Source organism: Winogradskyella sp. SM1960, from assembly GCF_020179375.1.
Classification (GTDB): domain Bacteria; phylum Bacteroidota; class Bacteroidia; order Flavobacteriales; family Flavobacteriaceae; genus Winogradskyella; species Winogradskyella marina.
Window position 1 is genome coordinate 25,009 of the sequence record NZ_JAICBG010000008.1, and the last position, 16,807, is coordinate 41,815.

Annotated in this window: 14 protein-coding genes; 7 read left to right on the forward strand and 7 right to left on the reverse strand. The window is 31.8% G+C overall.

What is annotated here, in order from left to right; all coding sequences use genetic code 11:
• Window positions 1-4: 4 nt before the first annotated feature.
• On the reverse strand, window positions 5-2,407 hold the full coding sequence (locus K1X16_RS15760) for a TraG family conjugative transposon ATPase (RefSeq protein WP_225037079.1): 2,403 nt from the start codon (window positions 2,405-2,407) through the stop codon (window positions 5-7).
• 20 nt (window positions 2,408-2,427) lie between these two features.
• Here K1X16_RS15760 and K1X16_RS18065 point away from each other — a divergent pair, with 20 nt between their 5' ends.
• The gene (locus K1X16_RS18065) at window positions 2,428-2,661 is read left to right on the forward strand and encodes a hypothetical protein (RefSeq protein WP_317196442.1); all 234 of its coding nucleotides are present in this window, start codon (window positions 2,428-2,430) and stop codon (window positions 2,659-2,661) included.
• Between the two features lie 16 nt (window positions 2,662-2,677).
• On the opposite strand, the gene K1X16_RS15770 is transcribed toward K1X16_RS18065, so the two are convergent.
• Window positions 2,678-2,965, reverse strand: a complete 288-nt coding sequence (locus K1X16_RS15770) for a hypothetical protein (protein WP_115812857.1) — start codon at window positions 2,963-2,965, stop codon at window positions 2,678-2,680.
• A 188-nt stretch (window positions 2,966-3,153) separates the two neighbouring features.
• Between K1X16_RS15770 and K1X16_RS15775 the strand changes: the two genes are divergently transcribed.
• From K1X16_RS15775 to K1X16_RS15800, 6 genes are all read left to right on the forward strand, one after another.
• A complete protein-coding gene (locus K1X16_RS15775) occupies window positions 3,154-3,807 on the forward strand; it encodes an N-acetylmuramoyl-L-alanine amidase (RefSeq protein WP_225037080.1) in 654 nt (217 codons plus the stop codon).
• Between the two features lie 167 nt (window positions 3,808-3,974).
• On the forward strand, window positions 3,975-10,433 hold the full coding sequence (locus K1X16_RS15780) for an AAA family ATPase (RefSeq protein WP_225037081.1): 6,459 nt from the start codon (window positions 3,975-3,977) through the stop codon (window positions 10,431-10,433).
• Window positions 10,387-11,085, forward strand: coding sequence for a hypothetical protein (locus K1X16_RS15785; RefSeq protein WP_225037082.1), 699 nt, complete (start codon window positions 10,387-10,389; stop codon window positions 11,083-11,085). The genes K1X16_RS15780 and K1X16_RS15785 overlap by 47 nt, the downstream gene beginning before the upstream one ends.
• Before the next feature lie 35 nt (window positions 11,086-11,120).
• On the forward strand, window positions 11,121-11,459 hold the full coding sequence (locus K1X16_RS15790; RefSeq protein WP_225037083.1) for an AbiV family abortive infection protein: 339 nt from the start codon (window positions 11,121-11,123) through the stop codon (window positions 11,457-11,459).
• 81 nt (window positions 11,460-11,540) lie between these two features.
• Window positions 11,541-12,554, forward strand: a complete 1,014-nt coding sequence (locus K1X16_RS15795) for an IS30 family transposase (RefSeq protein ID WP_225037084.1) — start codon at window positions 11,541-11,543, stop codon at window positions 12,552-12,554.
• 21 nt (window positions 12,555-12,575) lie between these two features.
• Window positions 12,576-12,962 carry a hypothetical protein gene (locus K1X16_RS15800; RefSeq protein ID WP_225037179.1) on the forward strand — a complete coding sequence of 129 codons (387 nt, stop codon included), beginning with the start codon at window positions 12,576-12,578 and terminating at the stop codon, window positions 12,960-12,962.
• A gap of 1 nt (window position 12,963) precedes the next feature.
• Here the strand turns inward: K1X16_RS15800 and K1X16_RS15805 are convergent, their stop codons facing one another.
• From K1X16_RS15805 to K1X16_RS15825, 5 genes are all read right to left on the reverse strand, one after another.
• Complete coding sequence (locus K1X16_RS15805) at window positions 12,964-14,082, reverse strand: endonuclease/exonuclease/phosphatase family protein (RefSeq protein ID WP_225037085.1); 1,119 nt, start codon at window positions 14,080-14,082, stop codon at window positions 12,964-12,966.
• Window positions 14,083-14,093: 11 nt separating this feature from the next.
• Window positions 14,094-14,750 carry an ATPase gene (locus tag K1X16_RS15810; protein ID WP_225037086.1) on the reverse strand — a complete coding sequence of 219 codons (657 nt, stop codon included), beginning with the start codon at window positions 14,748-14,750 and terminating at the stop codon, window positions 14,094-14,096.
• On the reverse strand, window positions 14,734-15,381 hold the full coding sequence (locus K1X16_RS15815; protein WP_225037087.1) for a hypothetical protein: 648 nt from the start codon (window positions 15,379-15,381) through the stop codon (window positions 14,734-14,736). The genes K1X16_RS15810 and K1X16_RS15815 overlap by 17 nt, the downstream gene beginning before the upstream one ends.
• A gap of 8 nt (window positions 15,382-15,389) precedes the next feature.
• Window positions 15,390-15,668, reverse strand: a complete 279-nt coding sequence (locus K1X16_RS15820; protein ID WP_225037088.1) for a helix-turn-helix domain-containing protein — start codon at window positions 15,666-15,668, stop codon at window positions 15,390-15,392.
• Window positions 15,669-15,943: 275 nt separating this feature from the next.
• Entirely contained in the window at window positions 15,944-16,783 is an 840-nt protein-coding gene (locus K1X16_RS15825; RefSeq protein WP_225037089.1) for an RteC domain-containing protein, read from the reverse strand.
• Window positions 16,784-16,807: the final 24 nt, after the last annotated feature.

Here is a 16,807-nt window from a genome sequence, read left to right on the forward strand (position 1 = left end):
AATATTATAGTTTTGATGTGAATTCTTTAATAGCCATTTCCATATTTTGACACTTGTCATAAATGGCCATTATAGCTTCATTTTCTTGTCCATCAGTTAAGTAAGCGGCATAGACTTCCTTCGGGACCTCGAGCCTGAAAATGTTGCTTTCTTTTCCGATTTTGATGAACATTTCAGTATACTTCCGTGAACCAGAAAGATTGTTTTTAATAGATTTTAATTGGTTTAAATCATGACTTGATAAATTGAGTCTTTTTACAAGTTCTTCATAACCTTTTTCATTATTCAGACTATAGATAACTTGGGTGTTTTCTAAAATACTTGCTGAGGTTGCATTGTCGGGAAGTTGATTAATGGATTGTAGTATGATCCCAATAGCCCCATTTTGTTTTCGTATCGCTTGATAGTAAAATTCAACACTTTCCAGTACGTTGTCAAACTTTAGTTGTTTCGCAAACTCATCGAATAAAATGATGCCTTTTTCGGCTCTGTTTTTCCATATGGTTCTTTGGATCGCCGATTTAATTAACTTCAACATGACCGACAAAATTTCCTTATTGTCTTTCACTTCATCCAGTTCAAAAACAATTAAGCGTTTGTCTTCGATTTTATACGTCTGGTCTTCACTTACTTCAAATAGAAAACTATATAGACCATCTCCAACGTACTCAGACATAACGTGCAAAAAGCTGGTCACATTAAAGTAGTCGGGATGGATTTTTAAGCGACTCAGAAGATCGTTCTGGTGCTTTTCTATATAATTATAGAAACCTTCGAGAGAATGCTGTTTAGACGTATGACGGTAATAATGACGCAATATTTTCTTAACCGAAACCGATTGTGCCTTGGTAACTTTTAAATCTGAAGCAAACAGTTCAAATAGAAATACGGATAAATCCTCTAAGCGTTCTGGAGTCAGATCTTTGACGTCGCTGATATAAAAAGGATTGATCCCTAAGTTTTGTCCGCTCTCATAACGCAATACGGTATACTTTTCAGGATAGAGTTTGGCAAATTTGGTATAAGAACCCCCCAAATCAATGATGACTAATCGTACACCACTTTCAAAATATTGCCGTAAGATGTTATTAGCTAAAAACGATTTGCCTTCACCTGTGGGTGCGAAAATGGCAAAATTCCGAGCTTTGATGCGCTTCTTATTTTCATCCCAAACATCTTTTAATACCGGAATGTTATGTTCTCTATCGTTAAAAATAATGCCGGTTTTATCGGATTTGTAATTGGTGTTATTAATGAACAGACAAAGCCCGTGTTTCAAATCGGTAACATACAAATCGTTGTTTGAGAAATTGGATGAAAAGCAACAGTAACTGTTCAGGATATAATTTTTGCGTTCTTCACCTCTTGGATAATAAGGAATGATATCCAATTCCTTGAATTCAGTCTTAATTTGTGAGGTGATCTTATCTAAAGTTTTAGCGTCTTTTGACCAATAGATAATATTGAGATGACCACGAATGATTCGTGAATTATCATCGGCATTAATTTGATCTAGAATGTGTTGAATTTTTCCTAGAACGACTTTGTTTTGTGAACCAAAATTGGAACTCTTATTAAGTTCCTCGATTTTCTTATCCAATAGCTTACGCCACTTTTGCTTGTCGTCCAGATAAAGAATCTGGTTAACAATGTGATTCTCGTTAAGTGTAAGCCCTATACCATCAATAAATCCTTGATGAAATACAAAATCGTCCGAAGTAAATTTCTCATTGGTTTTGCTACTTTGTACATGGTCTCCAAAGCATAATTCACTGTTGACGGCAAGCGCATCAAAATGGTTTTCGCCTATGGTGACGTTTTTCTTTTCCAATAAAATGTCCGTGTCGAACCCCTCGTTGAAACCATTGAAATATTGACGTGTTAATTGCTGAATAGCTTCTGGTGGTAGTGGAAGAAATTCCATTTTACGACTATTGTTTATAAATGAAACGGAATCGTTTACGGCGTTGGCGAAGCTTTTAATATTTTCATCTAGTTCTTGTGCAATGCCTTTTGAAATTGTTTTGAAAGGGTTGACATATTTAGGATGGTTTAGAGACTTGTTCTTGGTTAAGATGAAGAACAAATAGCAGTGGTGTGTTATATGCTCACGACCTTTAAAATGGGCGTGTGTGGCTTTTTCGAGAAAGGTGGTGTTTGGAAGCAGTTCTGAGTGATATGTTTTTTTAAGATAAATGTCTTGTTTATGGACCACGGTGCCAATAGGTAAGGATTTGAACGCCTGAAACCATGCACCATGTATATCTTCAAAATCCTTTTCAGATAAGGAATAGATTTCTGGCAGATGCCCCTTAAAGCACAACACTACATTACCATTGTTGGCAAATACCATATGGTCTTTAATAGCGACAATGGGTTGATATTTTGAAAGGTTAATCGTGTTCATAATTTAAAACAGAAATTCTTTTGTTACTTATAAGTTTTGGAAAGGCTTTTGTCATCTGGAAAAGCTGTGGATGGTTTGTGATCCGTGTTAAAGCCACATATAAGCTAGCATTAAAAAACATCAGACCAATTATAACCCCAAAGCTGAATGAGAAAATGATGATTAATAATGACGCAAGAATAGCCACCATCATTAAGGCAAATAGAGAAATGGGCAATCCAAAAATGGCTGCCCGTTTTCTTATGTTCTTATAGACCTCAAACCGTTTCATTAGACAACGATGCCTATGAGGTAAGTAAAGATGCCTACCACTGCACCTGCAATCAAGACAAATACGAGAACTCGGGTAATGCCTTTTTTAAGATCTGCGTTTTCTCCAAAGAAATGACCAGCGTTAAAGAGGAATCCAATTAAAAAAATGACTCCTAAAATAATTGGAAATATGGTTCTTATGGTATCTGAAACATCATTAACGGAGTCTTCAATACCTCCAATTTGAGCAAAGCTTGTGGCTGTTGTCAGTAAAAATGTGAATAGCGTAAACATTAATTTTTTCATAAGTGCTAGATTTAGCCATTTACCGATGGGATCTAAATGGCAGGTTTTGATTAATACGTTATGAAATCTATTACGAAATGAAGCTGACGGAAGAAAATCTCTAAATTTTAACGCTAAGTGGTGTTAAACTTTTGAAGATTGTTAAGGAAGTGGTTGATTTCTTGAATATTGTGTAATCTAAAATGATTATGATGTATAATTTAAATCAAATGCTACTTGCGTTATTCTGTTTGTTTTTTATTAATATTTCTTTTACACAGAATGAGAAAGACCAAGAAAAGAAACCCATTGTTGTAATAGATCCAGGACATGGGGGAAGAGATCCTGGGGCTATGACCATAAAAGGTATAAAGGAAAAAGATATCGTTTTAGCAATCGCTTCTAAAATGGTAGTTCTCAATGATACTTTATTTGATAATCCGTTGAGGTTATTTCTAACGAGATATACAGAGACCTTAATAGCCCTTCGTGATAGAACTCTTTTGGCAAAAACATTGAAAGCGGATATTTTTATTTCAATCCATTGCAACCAATCTATAAATACAACCGCAGCTGGAACAGACGTTTTTATTTATCCTAAAAGTGAAGCGCAGGCATCAGCATCTACTTATTTAGGGCTTACAGTACAGAAAGGATTGACAGATGTTCTTGGTATTAAAAATCGAGGATTGAAATATGGAAACTTTCAGGTATTACGAGATAATGATAGTAATGGGTCAATACTATTAGAGTTAGGATTTTTATCTAAATCCAACGAGGCTATTTACTTAACTAAAGAAGAGTCTCAGAATGCTATTGCTTTGGTTATACTTCAATCGATTATTAAATTTTTGGGGTTATGAGTGAGTTTATAATTGCTCTGGTAAATAGTTTGAGGGAAATTGTAAAAGCTTTGTTTATTGAAATTTATCAAAAATTCAAAAATTTGTAATGCTCTTATTAATTAATCAGTTATTGTCGTTTATTACTTCTTAAAATTCTTATTTTAATCCAATATTTATATAGTTAAATGAGTAAAGACAAAATTACACACATTCAAGATGCAGATATATCTAGCGCAGGAGACGATTTTCATATTCTTTGGACAATAAAAAAGTCTTTAGAATTATTAAATTTTAATGACTTAGGTCTTAAGGCTATCAATATTGAAGGTGTTGAATTGTCAGAATCAGATCAGTTGGATCCAACAGGAAAAAATTTGTTAGGTGTAGATCTAAGTGAATATTATGGTGCAGATAATTATATTGAAGCAGAAAAGGTTGTAATCTCACAGCTAAAATACAGTACACTTAGAAGAAATAAGAATTATACGCTAGGCGAATTATGGTTAGGCAAAAAAAGTAAATCTACTGAAGGTTCTTTAATTCATAGGTTAGCAAATATATTTAAGATTTATTTGGATGAATTCGGTAGAGAATCTACTTTAAATAAAGTACGCATAAAATTAGTCACTAATAGAAACTTTAATGCTAATCACCTCAAGTCTATCAATGATATTAAAACTTATCTAATTAAAAAAAAAGGAAAAGTAAGTTTTAATGCGGTACTCAAGGATATTCCCGAGAATAGTGATTCGTTAAAAAAATTATTTGCAGCTTCCAGATTAAAAGTAACAGAGTTTACTGATTTTATTCGATTACTTGACTTACATGATTGTGGTGCAGATTCAAGACTAAATCTAAAAATTCAGTTATATAAAGATATTCCTAGAACAACTTATAATTCAAAAATCCAATACAATCAATTACGAGAGTTAGTTTTTGATAAAATGATGCCAGAAGCCAGAAGCAGAAGAAAAATTACGCTCACAGATGTTATCGCAAATTTAGGGTTTAACGATGGTAGTATAGAAAATTTATTTCCTGTTAATCAAAGTTTTGAGGTTAATACAAATAGTATTATTAGAAAGCAATTAGAATCAATAAATTCTAAAATAGCAAAGAATACAGATTTTATGCCGATTTGTATTCATGGTGGTGCTGGAATAGGAAAGTCAACTATAATTCAACAAATACAAAAATACTTACCAGATAGTAATGAGTGTATAACCTTTGATTGCTATGGTTCTGGTTCATATCAAAATGCTGAAGATAATAGACATTTACACAAAAATGCATTAACCCATATATCGAATGATATTGCAAAAAAAATAGGAACAGATTTTTTGATAGCGTATTTTCCTTTACAGAGTGATGTTTATGTAAAAGAATTTAAGAAAAGAATTGTACATGCTGTAGAAATTTTAAAACAAAGAGATATTAATGCTACTCTTACCATTATTATTGATGCAGCAGATAATAGTATCACAGCAGCTAATAATAATGGAGATAAAAGTTTTGTTCAGGATATTTTAAATATAGAAATACCTTCAGGGTGCAATTTAATAGTGACTACTAGAACACATCGAAAAGAGTCACTTAATTTACCAGAAGAATATATTGATATTGAGTTAGAACCATTTAATATAGAAGAAACGACTCTATTTACAAAAACATACTTTCCTGAAATTTCAGAACAAGAAGTTAAAGATTTCCATAAATACACTTATGGTATACCAAGAGCTCAATTTTATTCAATTGATTTGAAAAAGAAAGGGATAAAAGAAGTTATAAATTTCTTGAAGCCTAATGGTAAAACCGTAGAGTTACTTATCCTTGATAAAATAAAAGAAGCCAAAAAAAAGGTGTCTAATAAAGAAAAAATAATAATAGATGATTTTTTTAAACTTTTAATAGGATTACCGAGACCTGTTCCTATTAATTATTTATCAGAAATCTTAGATGTTAGTGAAAGTTTTTTATTAGATGTCAGGTCTGAATTATGGAGTGGTTTAATTTATGAAAATAACAACTTTGAATTTAGAGATGAAGATTTTGAAAATTATATTCGAGATAATTATTCATTAAGTCAGAAAAAGTTAACTCAAATAACTGAAGTTTTTGTTAAAAATGCAGAGAATGATAGCTATGCTTCAATTAATTTGGGCAACTTACTTTTTCAGTCAAAACAAAACCAATTATTAAAGGATATAGTTCTAGAGAGAAAGTTCTTATTACTTCCAGAGGATCCAATAAAAAATAGAGCTACTTATATAAGTAGGACGAGATTAGCAATGAAGGTGGCTAATACTGTTGATGATAATTTAACTTATTTTAAACTCATATTTATTGCTGCCGAAGAAGCTAAAAAGGAGAAGGCCTTGACTGCATTATTAATTGATTATCCTGATTTAGTGTCAGAATTTGGAGATGATACTTCGCTTAATAAACTAAAACTCAATTCAGATGAAAAATCATGGGCTGGCTCATTTCACATGAAGTTAGCAGGTGTGTATTCAAGACAGACAGAGAATCAAAAAGCTGCTTTAAAACATTTAAAAACAGCTAAAGAATGGCTTAACTGGAGAAGTGACTCTGTTAAGAAAGATGATTTACATAAATACCCTATTTCAAGTAAGGACATAGCTTATTATACAGAAGCAGTTTTAAGATTAGTTGGTGTTGACGAAGCATTGAGTTCAATCAATAGTTGGACACCTAGAGACGTTAGATTATCTGGAGGGAATTATTTAATTGAGAGTTTGTTTTTATTCAGTAATAAAACAGAAATTAATAAATGGTTTGAAATAGAGCCTTTAAGAATTGATGCTAAGATATTTGTTGTTGCCAAGGCTTTTAAGTTTGGGATGCATCAAGATTTTGAATTAAAGGTAATTGCTAGTGAAATTGAAAAAGTGCTATCCAGAAAAATAATTAAGTTCAATATTAAATTCAGACAAATACTTGTCGATTTTTGTGAGATATTGATATCTAATGATATTGACAGATTGTTGGTAAACAGTATTCTAAAGCATATTAAATATGAGTTGCCAAATTATATTCCTAGCTTTTATCGAAGACATGGTAACGATGATGATGCAAACGAAATAAATCTATTTTTAAAGATCAAATCTTTAAAAGCTTTTATTGATAATGGATTATTGTCAGTCGAAAGTTTACTTCCAAATAAATTTGAAGATCTTGAAAAGATTGAGGACTACGAAAAGAAAAATTCTTTAGAAAGAGAGAAAAAAGAGTTTACTAGTTTTTATAATCATATTCTACCCATCTTTCAATTAAATATAGATTTTGTTTCCAAAAAAATCACAAATGAAGAAGCAACTAAAAAATTTGGTAATATTTGCGAGTCTTTTTCTAGAGATTATGATTTTAGGTACGAAAATGGGCATAGTTACCAAGAAAAAGTAAATTATTTTGCTAGCCTATTAGCCAATTTTGCAGTAAAAATTAACAATAATGATTTAATAGATTTGCTCATATCATCATTGGTTAGTAACGCAAGTAAAATAGCAATGAGATTTTGGATTGTAGAAGAAACAAAATACTCAAAAGGCTTTCTAAATAAAAATCTCAAAATACTAAGTGAAATTGATGAACTAATTAAAACTGGTTCAAACCCTTCATCACAAAGAATAGAAAGTTATATTAAATGTGCTTTGATTAGCCGAAAGATAGACTTTACTTCTGGTAAGCATTACTTTAATGAAGCTATAAAAGCTACTGAAGAAATTGATTTTGAAGTCTTTTCTAAAATCAGTTGTTTATCGGATTTAGCAAAGATAGGCTTTGAAAAACCAGATCCTAAACTTGCCCATGAATACGCTAGGTTTACAGAATATAGTGATTACATGCTAGAAGGTTATGATAAAAAACATTTTCCTTTTAAGAATGCTTTGTTTGGAATTTCGGATATCAATTTTAATTCAATGTTTACGACAGCGTCTAGATGGCATCATAGAGGTGTAATTAGCTTGTCTAAATATATTGTAGCTATTTTAAAATGTTCTCTTAAGAAAGGTAAGATTAATCATGTCGTAGCAGGTTCATTAATTCCAATGTATCAGTATAAATATTTTACAGACGAATCGATTGAGCTTTTTGATATGATTTTAACAAAATACAATGAATCAAGAGACTTAACAGGTAAAACTAAATTTGTTGAAATAATTTATAGAGATTGCTTACTTCATAAAAATAAAAGTACGTTAAATCATATTTACAATGGAATTAAGTCAGGCGCATTTGTTGAAATGCAAATAATCCAAAAAATTGAAGCGTACTTAAACTTTAGAGAAACAATTGAAAAAGAAAAAGAAAGTACATATTCTAATGATTTTGATAGAGAAAAACATGTTCATGAGATAGATCTTAGCGGTATTGATATAAGTTCGACAAGAGACTTGGAAAAAGCTATTAGTACTATAATTGAAAATAACGACAGTTATTCTAACAGATGGAAAATAGATAATTTTTTGACCGAGATAAAAAATAACTGTCAGCCTAAGGATTATACAAATCAATTGGATGCCATTGTGGATATAGACTCGGAGCTTTTAAGTTTCTATTCTTTTGAAGATGCCATTAAAGAGCGACTAGAGGAATGGAGTTATTATCCCTCTTTAAAACAATGGAAAAAAGAGAAATTTAGGTATGTTATTCTAACATGGTTTGAAAACTTTGATTATGGTAATTCTCTAAGTATCGGTAAGTTGTTAGAGTTTGCTAAAATGTTTGATTTTAACGAAACTCAATTAGGAGAAATCATTCTTGAAATTTTACCAGAAAAGATAGAAGTATTAACTGATGAATCTATATATAGTGTATTTTTCTTAATCAAACATAGGCTCACTATAAAAGATAATACCGAAATTTTTAATTGGGTTTTAACGAGATGGAATAAAAACATAAATTTTGATTTTAGAGATGGCTTATGGAATGATAAGATGATGCCACCTTCAGATACCGACGAAGCTATTGCAAATATTTTACGATTATATCTAGGATTGCCAGATAAGGAACTAAGATGGGAAGCAATTCATAGTATAAGGAATCTAGTTAATCTTGGTAATAAGAGTGTTCTTAACTATCTAATAAAAGCTCAAAATGAAACCAATTGTAGCCCATTTCAGAATGAGGAATACATTTTTTATTGGATATCGGCCAAATTATATCTTTGGATTGCAATAGATAGATTAAGTGCTGAAGTGCCTGAAAAACTTATGGACTTAAAAGAACTTTTCATCAAAGAACTTCAAAATGAAGAATTACCACATGTGTTAATTAATTTTTTCATTAAAAGGGTCTGTCAGAACTTATTAAAATATAATGATAAGATTTATAATAAAGATGAACAACAAATAATTGAAAATGCTTTAGTAAGTAAATTTGATAAAGTAAAAGAAGAATCGTATTCTAGAAAGCAAAGAAGATATAACTCGACTTCAGATAAAAGTTGGCGATTTGATTTTGATGGTATGGATGTCTTACCTTATTGGTATAGTAATCTTGGAGGTATTTTTAATTTATCTGAATATGATGTCGCAGATATAGCTGATAAATATATTGTAGAAAAATGGGGATATGCAGGCGATATAAATAAAGATGATTATACTCGAAATTACGATTGGGGATTAAGAGATAAAAGAAAAGGTAGCAACCCACAAGTTGAAAGTTTAGATACCTATTTTGAATACCATGCTATGTTTTGCGCTGCAAATGAGTTGCTAGAGAAAGAACCTCAATTAGTAAAATATTATGATGACGATGATGATTACGATTCCTGGGACTATTGGCTTAAATCTAAAGCTATCACTTGGAATGATTTTTGGGCTTCAGATTTACGAGACCCATTACCTTTATTAGATAAGTTTTGGAAAAATGAATATGATAAATTTGATAAAGAATGGAGAGATACTATTCATGAAGATAAATTTGATAAAGACATAGGTTTTTCGGAATTTTATAATGACAGGTTTATTATTCCTCACGCTGGATTTACGCGTCATATTGGAGATAATAGTGAGATCGTTTATATTCGTTCAGCTTTAGTTTCAGTTAAGGGTTCTGAAGCGCTATTAAGAGCGTTTCAAAGTGCAGAAGATCAGCATGATTATGCCTTTCCCATAGAGAGTGATGGTGAGCGTTTTGAGGTCGATAACAATGATTTAATCTTTAAAAGTTGGTTGAAAGTCAATGACACGATATATGATGGTTTAGACCAACATGATTCTCTAGCGAAAAGAACAGGTAAAAGTATTATTACTTTTGGAACAAATATCCAAGAGGCTTTCCAAATTGAATTTAGTGATGATTTAAAGATGACTCAGCTAAATGATGATAAAGTATCTATATTAGAATTTTGGGATGAAACAAGTGATAGTAGATATAGAGATATTAAGAACATTGAAAGTTCAGGAGAAATATTAAAAGTTGATATTCATTTCATATTGAAAATTTTGGAAAAGAAGAATTTAAATATGATTATAAAGTGTCAAATAACGAAACAACTTAAGGAAAGTCAATATAGGAGCGATAATAGGAAACAGCCTTGGGAGCATACTAAAATTTATTTATTAAAAGCGAATGGAACAGTCAAAACACTCAGAGGAAGAGATTTTAAAGTTAGGTAAGAAACTAATAAAAGAATTAGAATTAGTTTATACAGGAAATACCTTAGCGAGATGGTTGGCTCATTATCTAGCTGAATTAATCAGTAATATTGATAAGTGTGAGTCTAAAGAGGAAAAAAACAATCTTCAGAGAGAATGTTGCGAAATAATATTAGAAATATGGGGGAAAAGAGAAAGAATACCGATTGAAAAACCTACTGAAAAGTTAAAGCCAATAATTGACGTTTTGTCATTATTAAAAAAAAAAGAGCATCCATTTATTCGTCATAGGTTTTTAGGCAATAATTCTGCTTTAAGAAATAAAAATTCAAGTTGGCTTACCTTTTTAGAGGTTGTGAAAAATAATTCTGAAAGAATTTATCGAAAATCATTGATTTCAATGATTAGTGAAGAGCTTTTGGAAAAAGATAAAAAATGGATTGAGGAGCATGGTAGTTTTTTATCTGAGGACGAAAAGAGCGTAGTAGAATATTTAGATTCTATTAAGGAAATTACAATCTCTTTTAGCAAAGATTTAGAAAAAGAGGTTACTGAAAATGAAAAAACAGAAAATTTATTTATTGAGTTAGAGGAGCAGCTAGATGAACAAAAAGAAGAATTGTTGAGATTAAAAAAGCAAGTACTTAATAGTTTAAAAAAGAAAAGAAAATAGAATACAGATTTTTAAATAAAACATAAATTGAAACGATGCAAGAGATTACTTTCATTAATTTATCCAAAGAAAAATCAAAAGGTTTGCATATTCATATTTTTGAAAATGCAAAACAGTTAAAGTCTGATTCTTCAGTATTAGCTGATGTAAATAAATCATATAGTAGCGCAAGTTCATTGCTTATTTTGAGTTCTGAAGAAATAATTAAAGCTATACTGGTATTATTACATACTAATGGGTATAGAGTTTATTTGCTTAAAGATGCTAAAGGCTTTTTTAAAAACCATGAAATAAGGCATTCGCTTCAAATGCTTATTGAAACAGGAATGTCTCTATTTGAAACAATTGATAAGTGGGAAAATAGAAAAATCTAAGTTCAACAAATAAGTGCAACTCAAATTAAATCATTGGGGACAAATTGCCCCCAATGATTAGCCAAGTGCTAAATTTGAATTGTGAAAAAAAATTATAAACAACTTGACACGGAACAAAGATACCAAATTGGAGTTCTATTGGAAGCAGGAAAGAGCAAAAGTGAGATAGCTCTATTGATAGGTGTCCACAAATGTACTATTAGCCGTGAACTACAACGGAATATAGGCAAGCGAGGACAACATGCTGGAGAATATGTGCCACGTCTGGCTCAAAACAGAACAGATGCTAGACATCAGCTAAAGAATAAATCAGTAAAGTTTACAGATAAACTCAAAGAGCAGGCGGCAGGCTGGTTAAGGAAGGAGCAGCTGAGTCCAGAGCTAATTGCGGTCGAATGGGAATGTTTGGGTATTCAGGGAGTTTCTTTAGAATGTATCTATCAGTGGATATGGGATTGTAAAAAAAGTAACCGCAGAGAGAATCTGCCCTTTAAAGATCTTTATCGCTACCTGAGACACGGCAGGCGCAGATTTAAAAGGGGAAATTACAAGCAGACCAGAGGGACGATCAAAGACAGGGTGTCTATAGAAAAGCGCCCTAAAGTAGTCGAGAATCGAGAACGACTGGGAGATATAGAGGTTGACCTGATGATGGGAAAAGACCATAATTCCGCATTGTTGGTAATGACAGAAAGAACGACACTGATAACGACCTTGGACAAATTAAAGGGAAAAGACTCAAAAATCGTTCAAGAACTAATTAGTGACAGGGTATCCAGAATAGGTAGCAGCTGGATTAAAACGATGACCTTTGACAATGGAAAAGAATTTGCTCAACATAAGAAAATAGCTGACCAGCACGGTGTCAAAACATATTTCACAAGACCGTATACGTCGCAGGATAAAGGGACTGTAGAGAATCGAATAGGCTTGATAAGAAGGTTTTTGCCTAAGAAGACTGACCTAAATTTAGTGAGTGATAAACGCGTTAAAGAAATAGAAAAATTAATCAATAACAGAAGAGTTAGAAAATTTGGCTACATTAGTCCAATAGAAAAATTAAAATCTACTTGGCCAGTTGCACTTATAACTTGAACATGGCAAATCAAAAAGCAAATTCCTAACACGAAAAAAGAATGGCTTAATAATACATTACAGTTTTTATCTGATGCAGCATTTGTATTATCAAATGTTAGTATGTCAATTAATAGAATTGAGGGCATCAAAAAGTTCAATGAGTTAAAAAATGCAGGTTTTTATGTCGATTATAGGAATGAAATTTTAATTCCACAAAGAACTGTTAATAAAGAGGATTATATTTCTATCTTAGATACGTCAAACCGACTAACCATGTTTTATAAACAATTAAGAATTTTATTCCATCCTTCAATCATAAAACATTTGTCAAATGATAAGATTATGGAAATAAAAAACGGGCTACATATCTTCATAAATGAAGCTTTGAAAGACTTTTCTTTTAAAGAGATAAATAAAATTAAGTAGTTTAAACCTCAATATTCCCCCAAACCAAAGGATGCGCACTAGCAGCCATATTCTTATTAGAAACAGATTTGTAAATAGACCATTGTGGTTGTTTTTCTGGCCACATTGCTTTACGATTTAAACCACATGATGTCATCTTATCAAATAGAGCAGGTGAGAAGAGCATATAATCGTTTTGCTTAATATTTACACCCATACGATAAGCACCTAATCTAAAATAATTGGCATCATTCCCTTTATCAGAATCCACATGAAAAGAGCGATGTTTAGTAACGTCTTTTAAGTCTGTGTCTTGGATTATAGGCGATAAAGAATTGCAATAAGGAGGAGCATTAAATGTGCCTGCAATGATGATATTGGTTTTACCTTCTGTTTTAAGCTGATTATAAATCGCTGCAATTCGCGTAGCTTGATTTTTTCTAATGGTGTCAGAATAGGTTTTATCCTGTTTGTCTTTTATGAGGTAGACATTGAGCAGCCAAATTGTTTTTTTGAAAGGTGTGGTAATTTCATATACGATGAGGTTTTTACCGTCGTCGTTTAGGGTGGTGTTGATGTTGTGCGTTCTCACAGACTCAAGATGATACCCTTCTCTAAACGCAATACCCATTTCTAAACTATTCATATCATTGCCTTGTATGACAAATGATTGTGGATATGGTTGACATCCATATTTTGGAAGAATGAGCTGATTGAATTCTTCAAATGAAGCTCTGTCTTCAATTTCCTGAACTAATAATATATCAGGATTTACGTCAGCAATAACCCGTGCTTTGTGATCCGTTGCCTTCGATTGGATGGGAATAGTTTGAAGTTCCACCCAACCATTCCAATTGGTAATATCATTTGCTTTATTTTCTAAAGAATGACTTAAGCCTTTCATATAAAGAAAACCCGATTTTCTTCGTAAAATAGCATAAGGGCGAGGGCTTGGTTTTTCAAAGCCAATGAGAAATGATAACTCTTTAATGCGGTCTTGTTGGTTCAACGATTTAGAAGGATGAAGCATTAGTCCATCGAGTTCATTTATCCAATCTTTGAGATTCTTTCCATAAGGTTTTTCTAGAAGGCTTTTGTCTCTGTGAAATAAATTCTGAATGTTAAAGGTGGCGATTTTCATAATACGGGTTTTCATTTGCGTTTATCATTGGTGTTTTCATCAAAGTGAATAAGGTTAAATAGTTCGCGCATTCGACTTCGGACGCGATGACCATATAGATCTTCCAACTCTTCAGCATTTAGATTTGTGGTGGCATGGGTTTTTATCTTGTGGTCTAAAAAAATCTCGTGACGCGAGATCAGAATTTCTCCCATAACATTACAGTCTTTTCCATAATGTCGTCCCATAGGTTCCACACCTAAATCATCGAAGCAAAAGAATTGCCTACAACCATAATCTTCAATAATTTTATAACCAATATGATTAAATCCAAATACAATATTTCTACACGGAATTAAAATATATGGTTTTTGTAGAGGGACGATATGTTTTAGCAATAACATTAAGCTTGTTTTACCACAGCCCACTGGTCCAGAAAGTAGAATGCCTTTGTTGATGTCAATATCATTTTTAGCGCAATTGTCTTCATCTTTTATAAGGTAATGGCAGAGTTTTAAAATAATGTCATGGTCTTCTTCATAGATTTTAAAACGGTTACCAAATAGCAATTTTCCTTTAACGTCGAGGTAAATTAATATTTTTTCAAAGTCGTAAATCACTTCTTTGCCATTAAAAGATCCAATGGAATATTCTATGTTTTCTTCAATGAGTTTACAAGGGTTGACCATAATCTTTTTGCTTTGAGGTGCTCAAGTTGTCCTTTTTATGAGACACTTCATTTTTAGTTTCAAGTGCCTTTGCTTTAAGCATCCAATTACTGGCGCTGGCGTGCCAATCTTCAATTTTTATTTTACCACCAATTTTCCAACCAATCGCTTGATAGTGATTGTAAAATTTTGAAGCTTCAATCGTTGGCCATTTTTTACTTTTAAAAAAAACAATAACTTCAAATTCATTTTTTGGTAGCTTAGTTTTAGTTATGTTTTCTTTTTGTTTAGTAATGTTTGTATTAGGTACTAATGCTTGTTCAGTGCTTGTTTCATGCTTGTTTAGAACTTGTTTAGAGCTTGTATCAAAAATGAGCATCCTAATTTTGCTCCCTTTATAGGGATTATGAGAGGGCAAATAATGTATGTAGTCCCAACTATGTAATTGCTTAAGGCACCGATGATAGGTTGCTTTTGATCCAATTTTAGATTGTGACATAATTTCTTGTCTATCGATATAAAATTCTTTTGGAAACCGGTTAACGTTCCAACATTGGAATAGTGCCATATATAAACTAACATGTGTTGGATTTAATCGCTTATCTAAATAGAATATTTGAAATATTGAATTGAGATGTTTTATATAGTTCATAAAGCGTTTTAAATGGTATTGTCTACACGGTTCTTATCCATTACCTTTTGAATTTCTGCGGAATCATAGTATATAATACCTCCAACCTTTGTAAAAGGAAGGGTACCATTTATTCGGAGGTTCTGTAATGTGCCTGGACTAATTTTGAGTAAATCCATGAGTTCTGAAGATTTTAAGTATTTCTTCAATTGGCCTTGTGATTGTTTGCTGATAATGTGTTTAATATCAGCGAGTAATTCTAATTTGAATTCTCTTAAATCATCGGTCGTGATTATAGTGGCTGGCATAATAAAAGGGTTTTAAAGAAAGAGACTAAAAAAAGGTCTTTAAACATTTTGATAGTCTCTGTTCTGTTGATTTGACTTTCGTTATGCAAATTTGTGGGGGATTATTCTATTGTCTTCAATAGTTTATCCAGAGATGGGAGTTTTTTTTTAATATAAGTTTTAAATAGTTTTGGAGATGAGAAGGGCGAGTTCAATAAATGTATTGCCCTATTTTGTATTAAAAATAATGGAGTTTTTAGGAGATATGGTATTCCCAACTTGGGGGAAACTTAGGATTATTCATCCGAATCCTTAAAGCGCTTCAAAAGTACTTTTGTCAACCAATCTAAGAACTTTGTTTGACTATTTTTCCTAGCTCTTATTTCAATAAAAGTGTGATAATAATTACCGAGTTCTATGTTAAATACTTGCTCAAACATAGAGGCTAATTCCTTAATGTCGGCAGTGCCACTATTTATGGATCCGCTACTATGCAGAGCATAAATTAATTCAGTTAATTCTGTTTTGCTTCCTGTCCAGAAAAGTTTTGAAGATGTTTGCTTCATTGTCCTAATTTTTGTGTCTTTATGAGATTGTAATTTTTCAATTTCTTGTTGCAGGTAAACAATCAACATATCATAGGCTATAATTGTGGCTACTGTGGTGTCTTGACACGTAGAAAACTGGTCATCAATAAAAAAGTGAAAGAATTCAGTCGGCAATCGTAAATCAGATTTGCCCCTAACAAAATACTCTTCATCTAGTGTCGTAGCTCCTCTTCGATAGTAGTGATAGAACTCTAAATTATCGTTGAAAAAGACTTGTAATTTATTGATGTGATTATTTAAATATTCTATTTGGTATTTGGAGCTACTTCTAGGGCGTTTACTTTCTATATTAAAGAGCCTAACGTAATAAATCAATCGACTGAATATTTGAGGTTTTATGTGCTTAAAAAAACTAATTTCTTCATTTTTTGAACTAAACCCTTTTTTTAGGACACTTTTTCGGAGTTTTTTAATGCATTTTTCAGCTTTAGCAATGCCATTTTCGGCTTTGTATAAAATATCATCACTACGGGACTCCAAAGACTCCACCGTTGTTTCAAATTCTGATATTAATTCTTGATACTTCATAACTATACAAAGCCATGTGTTTCA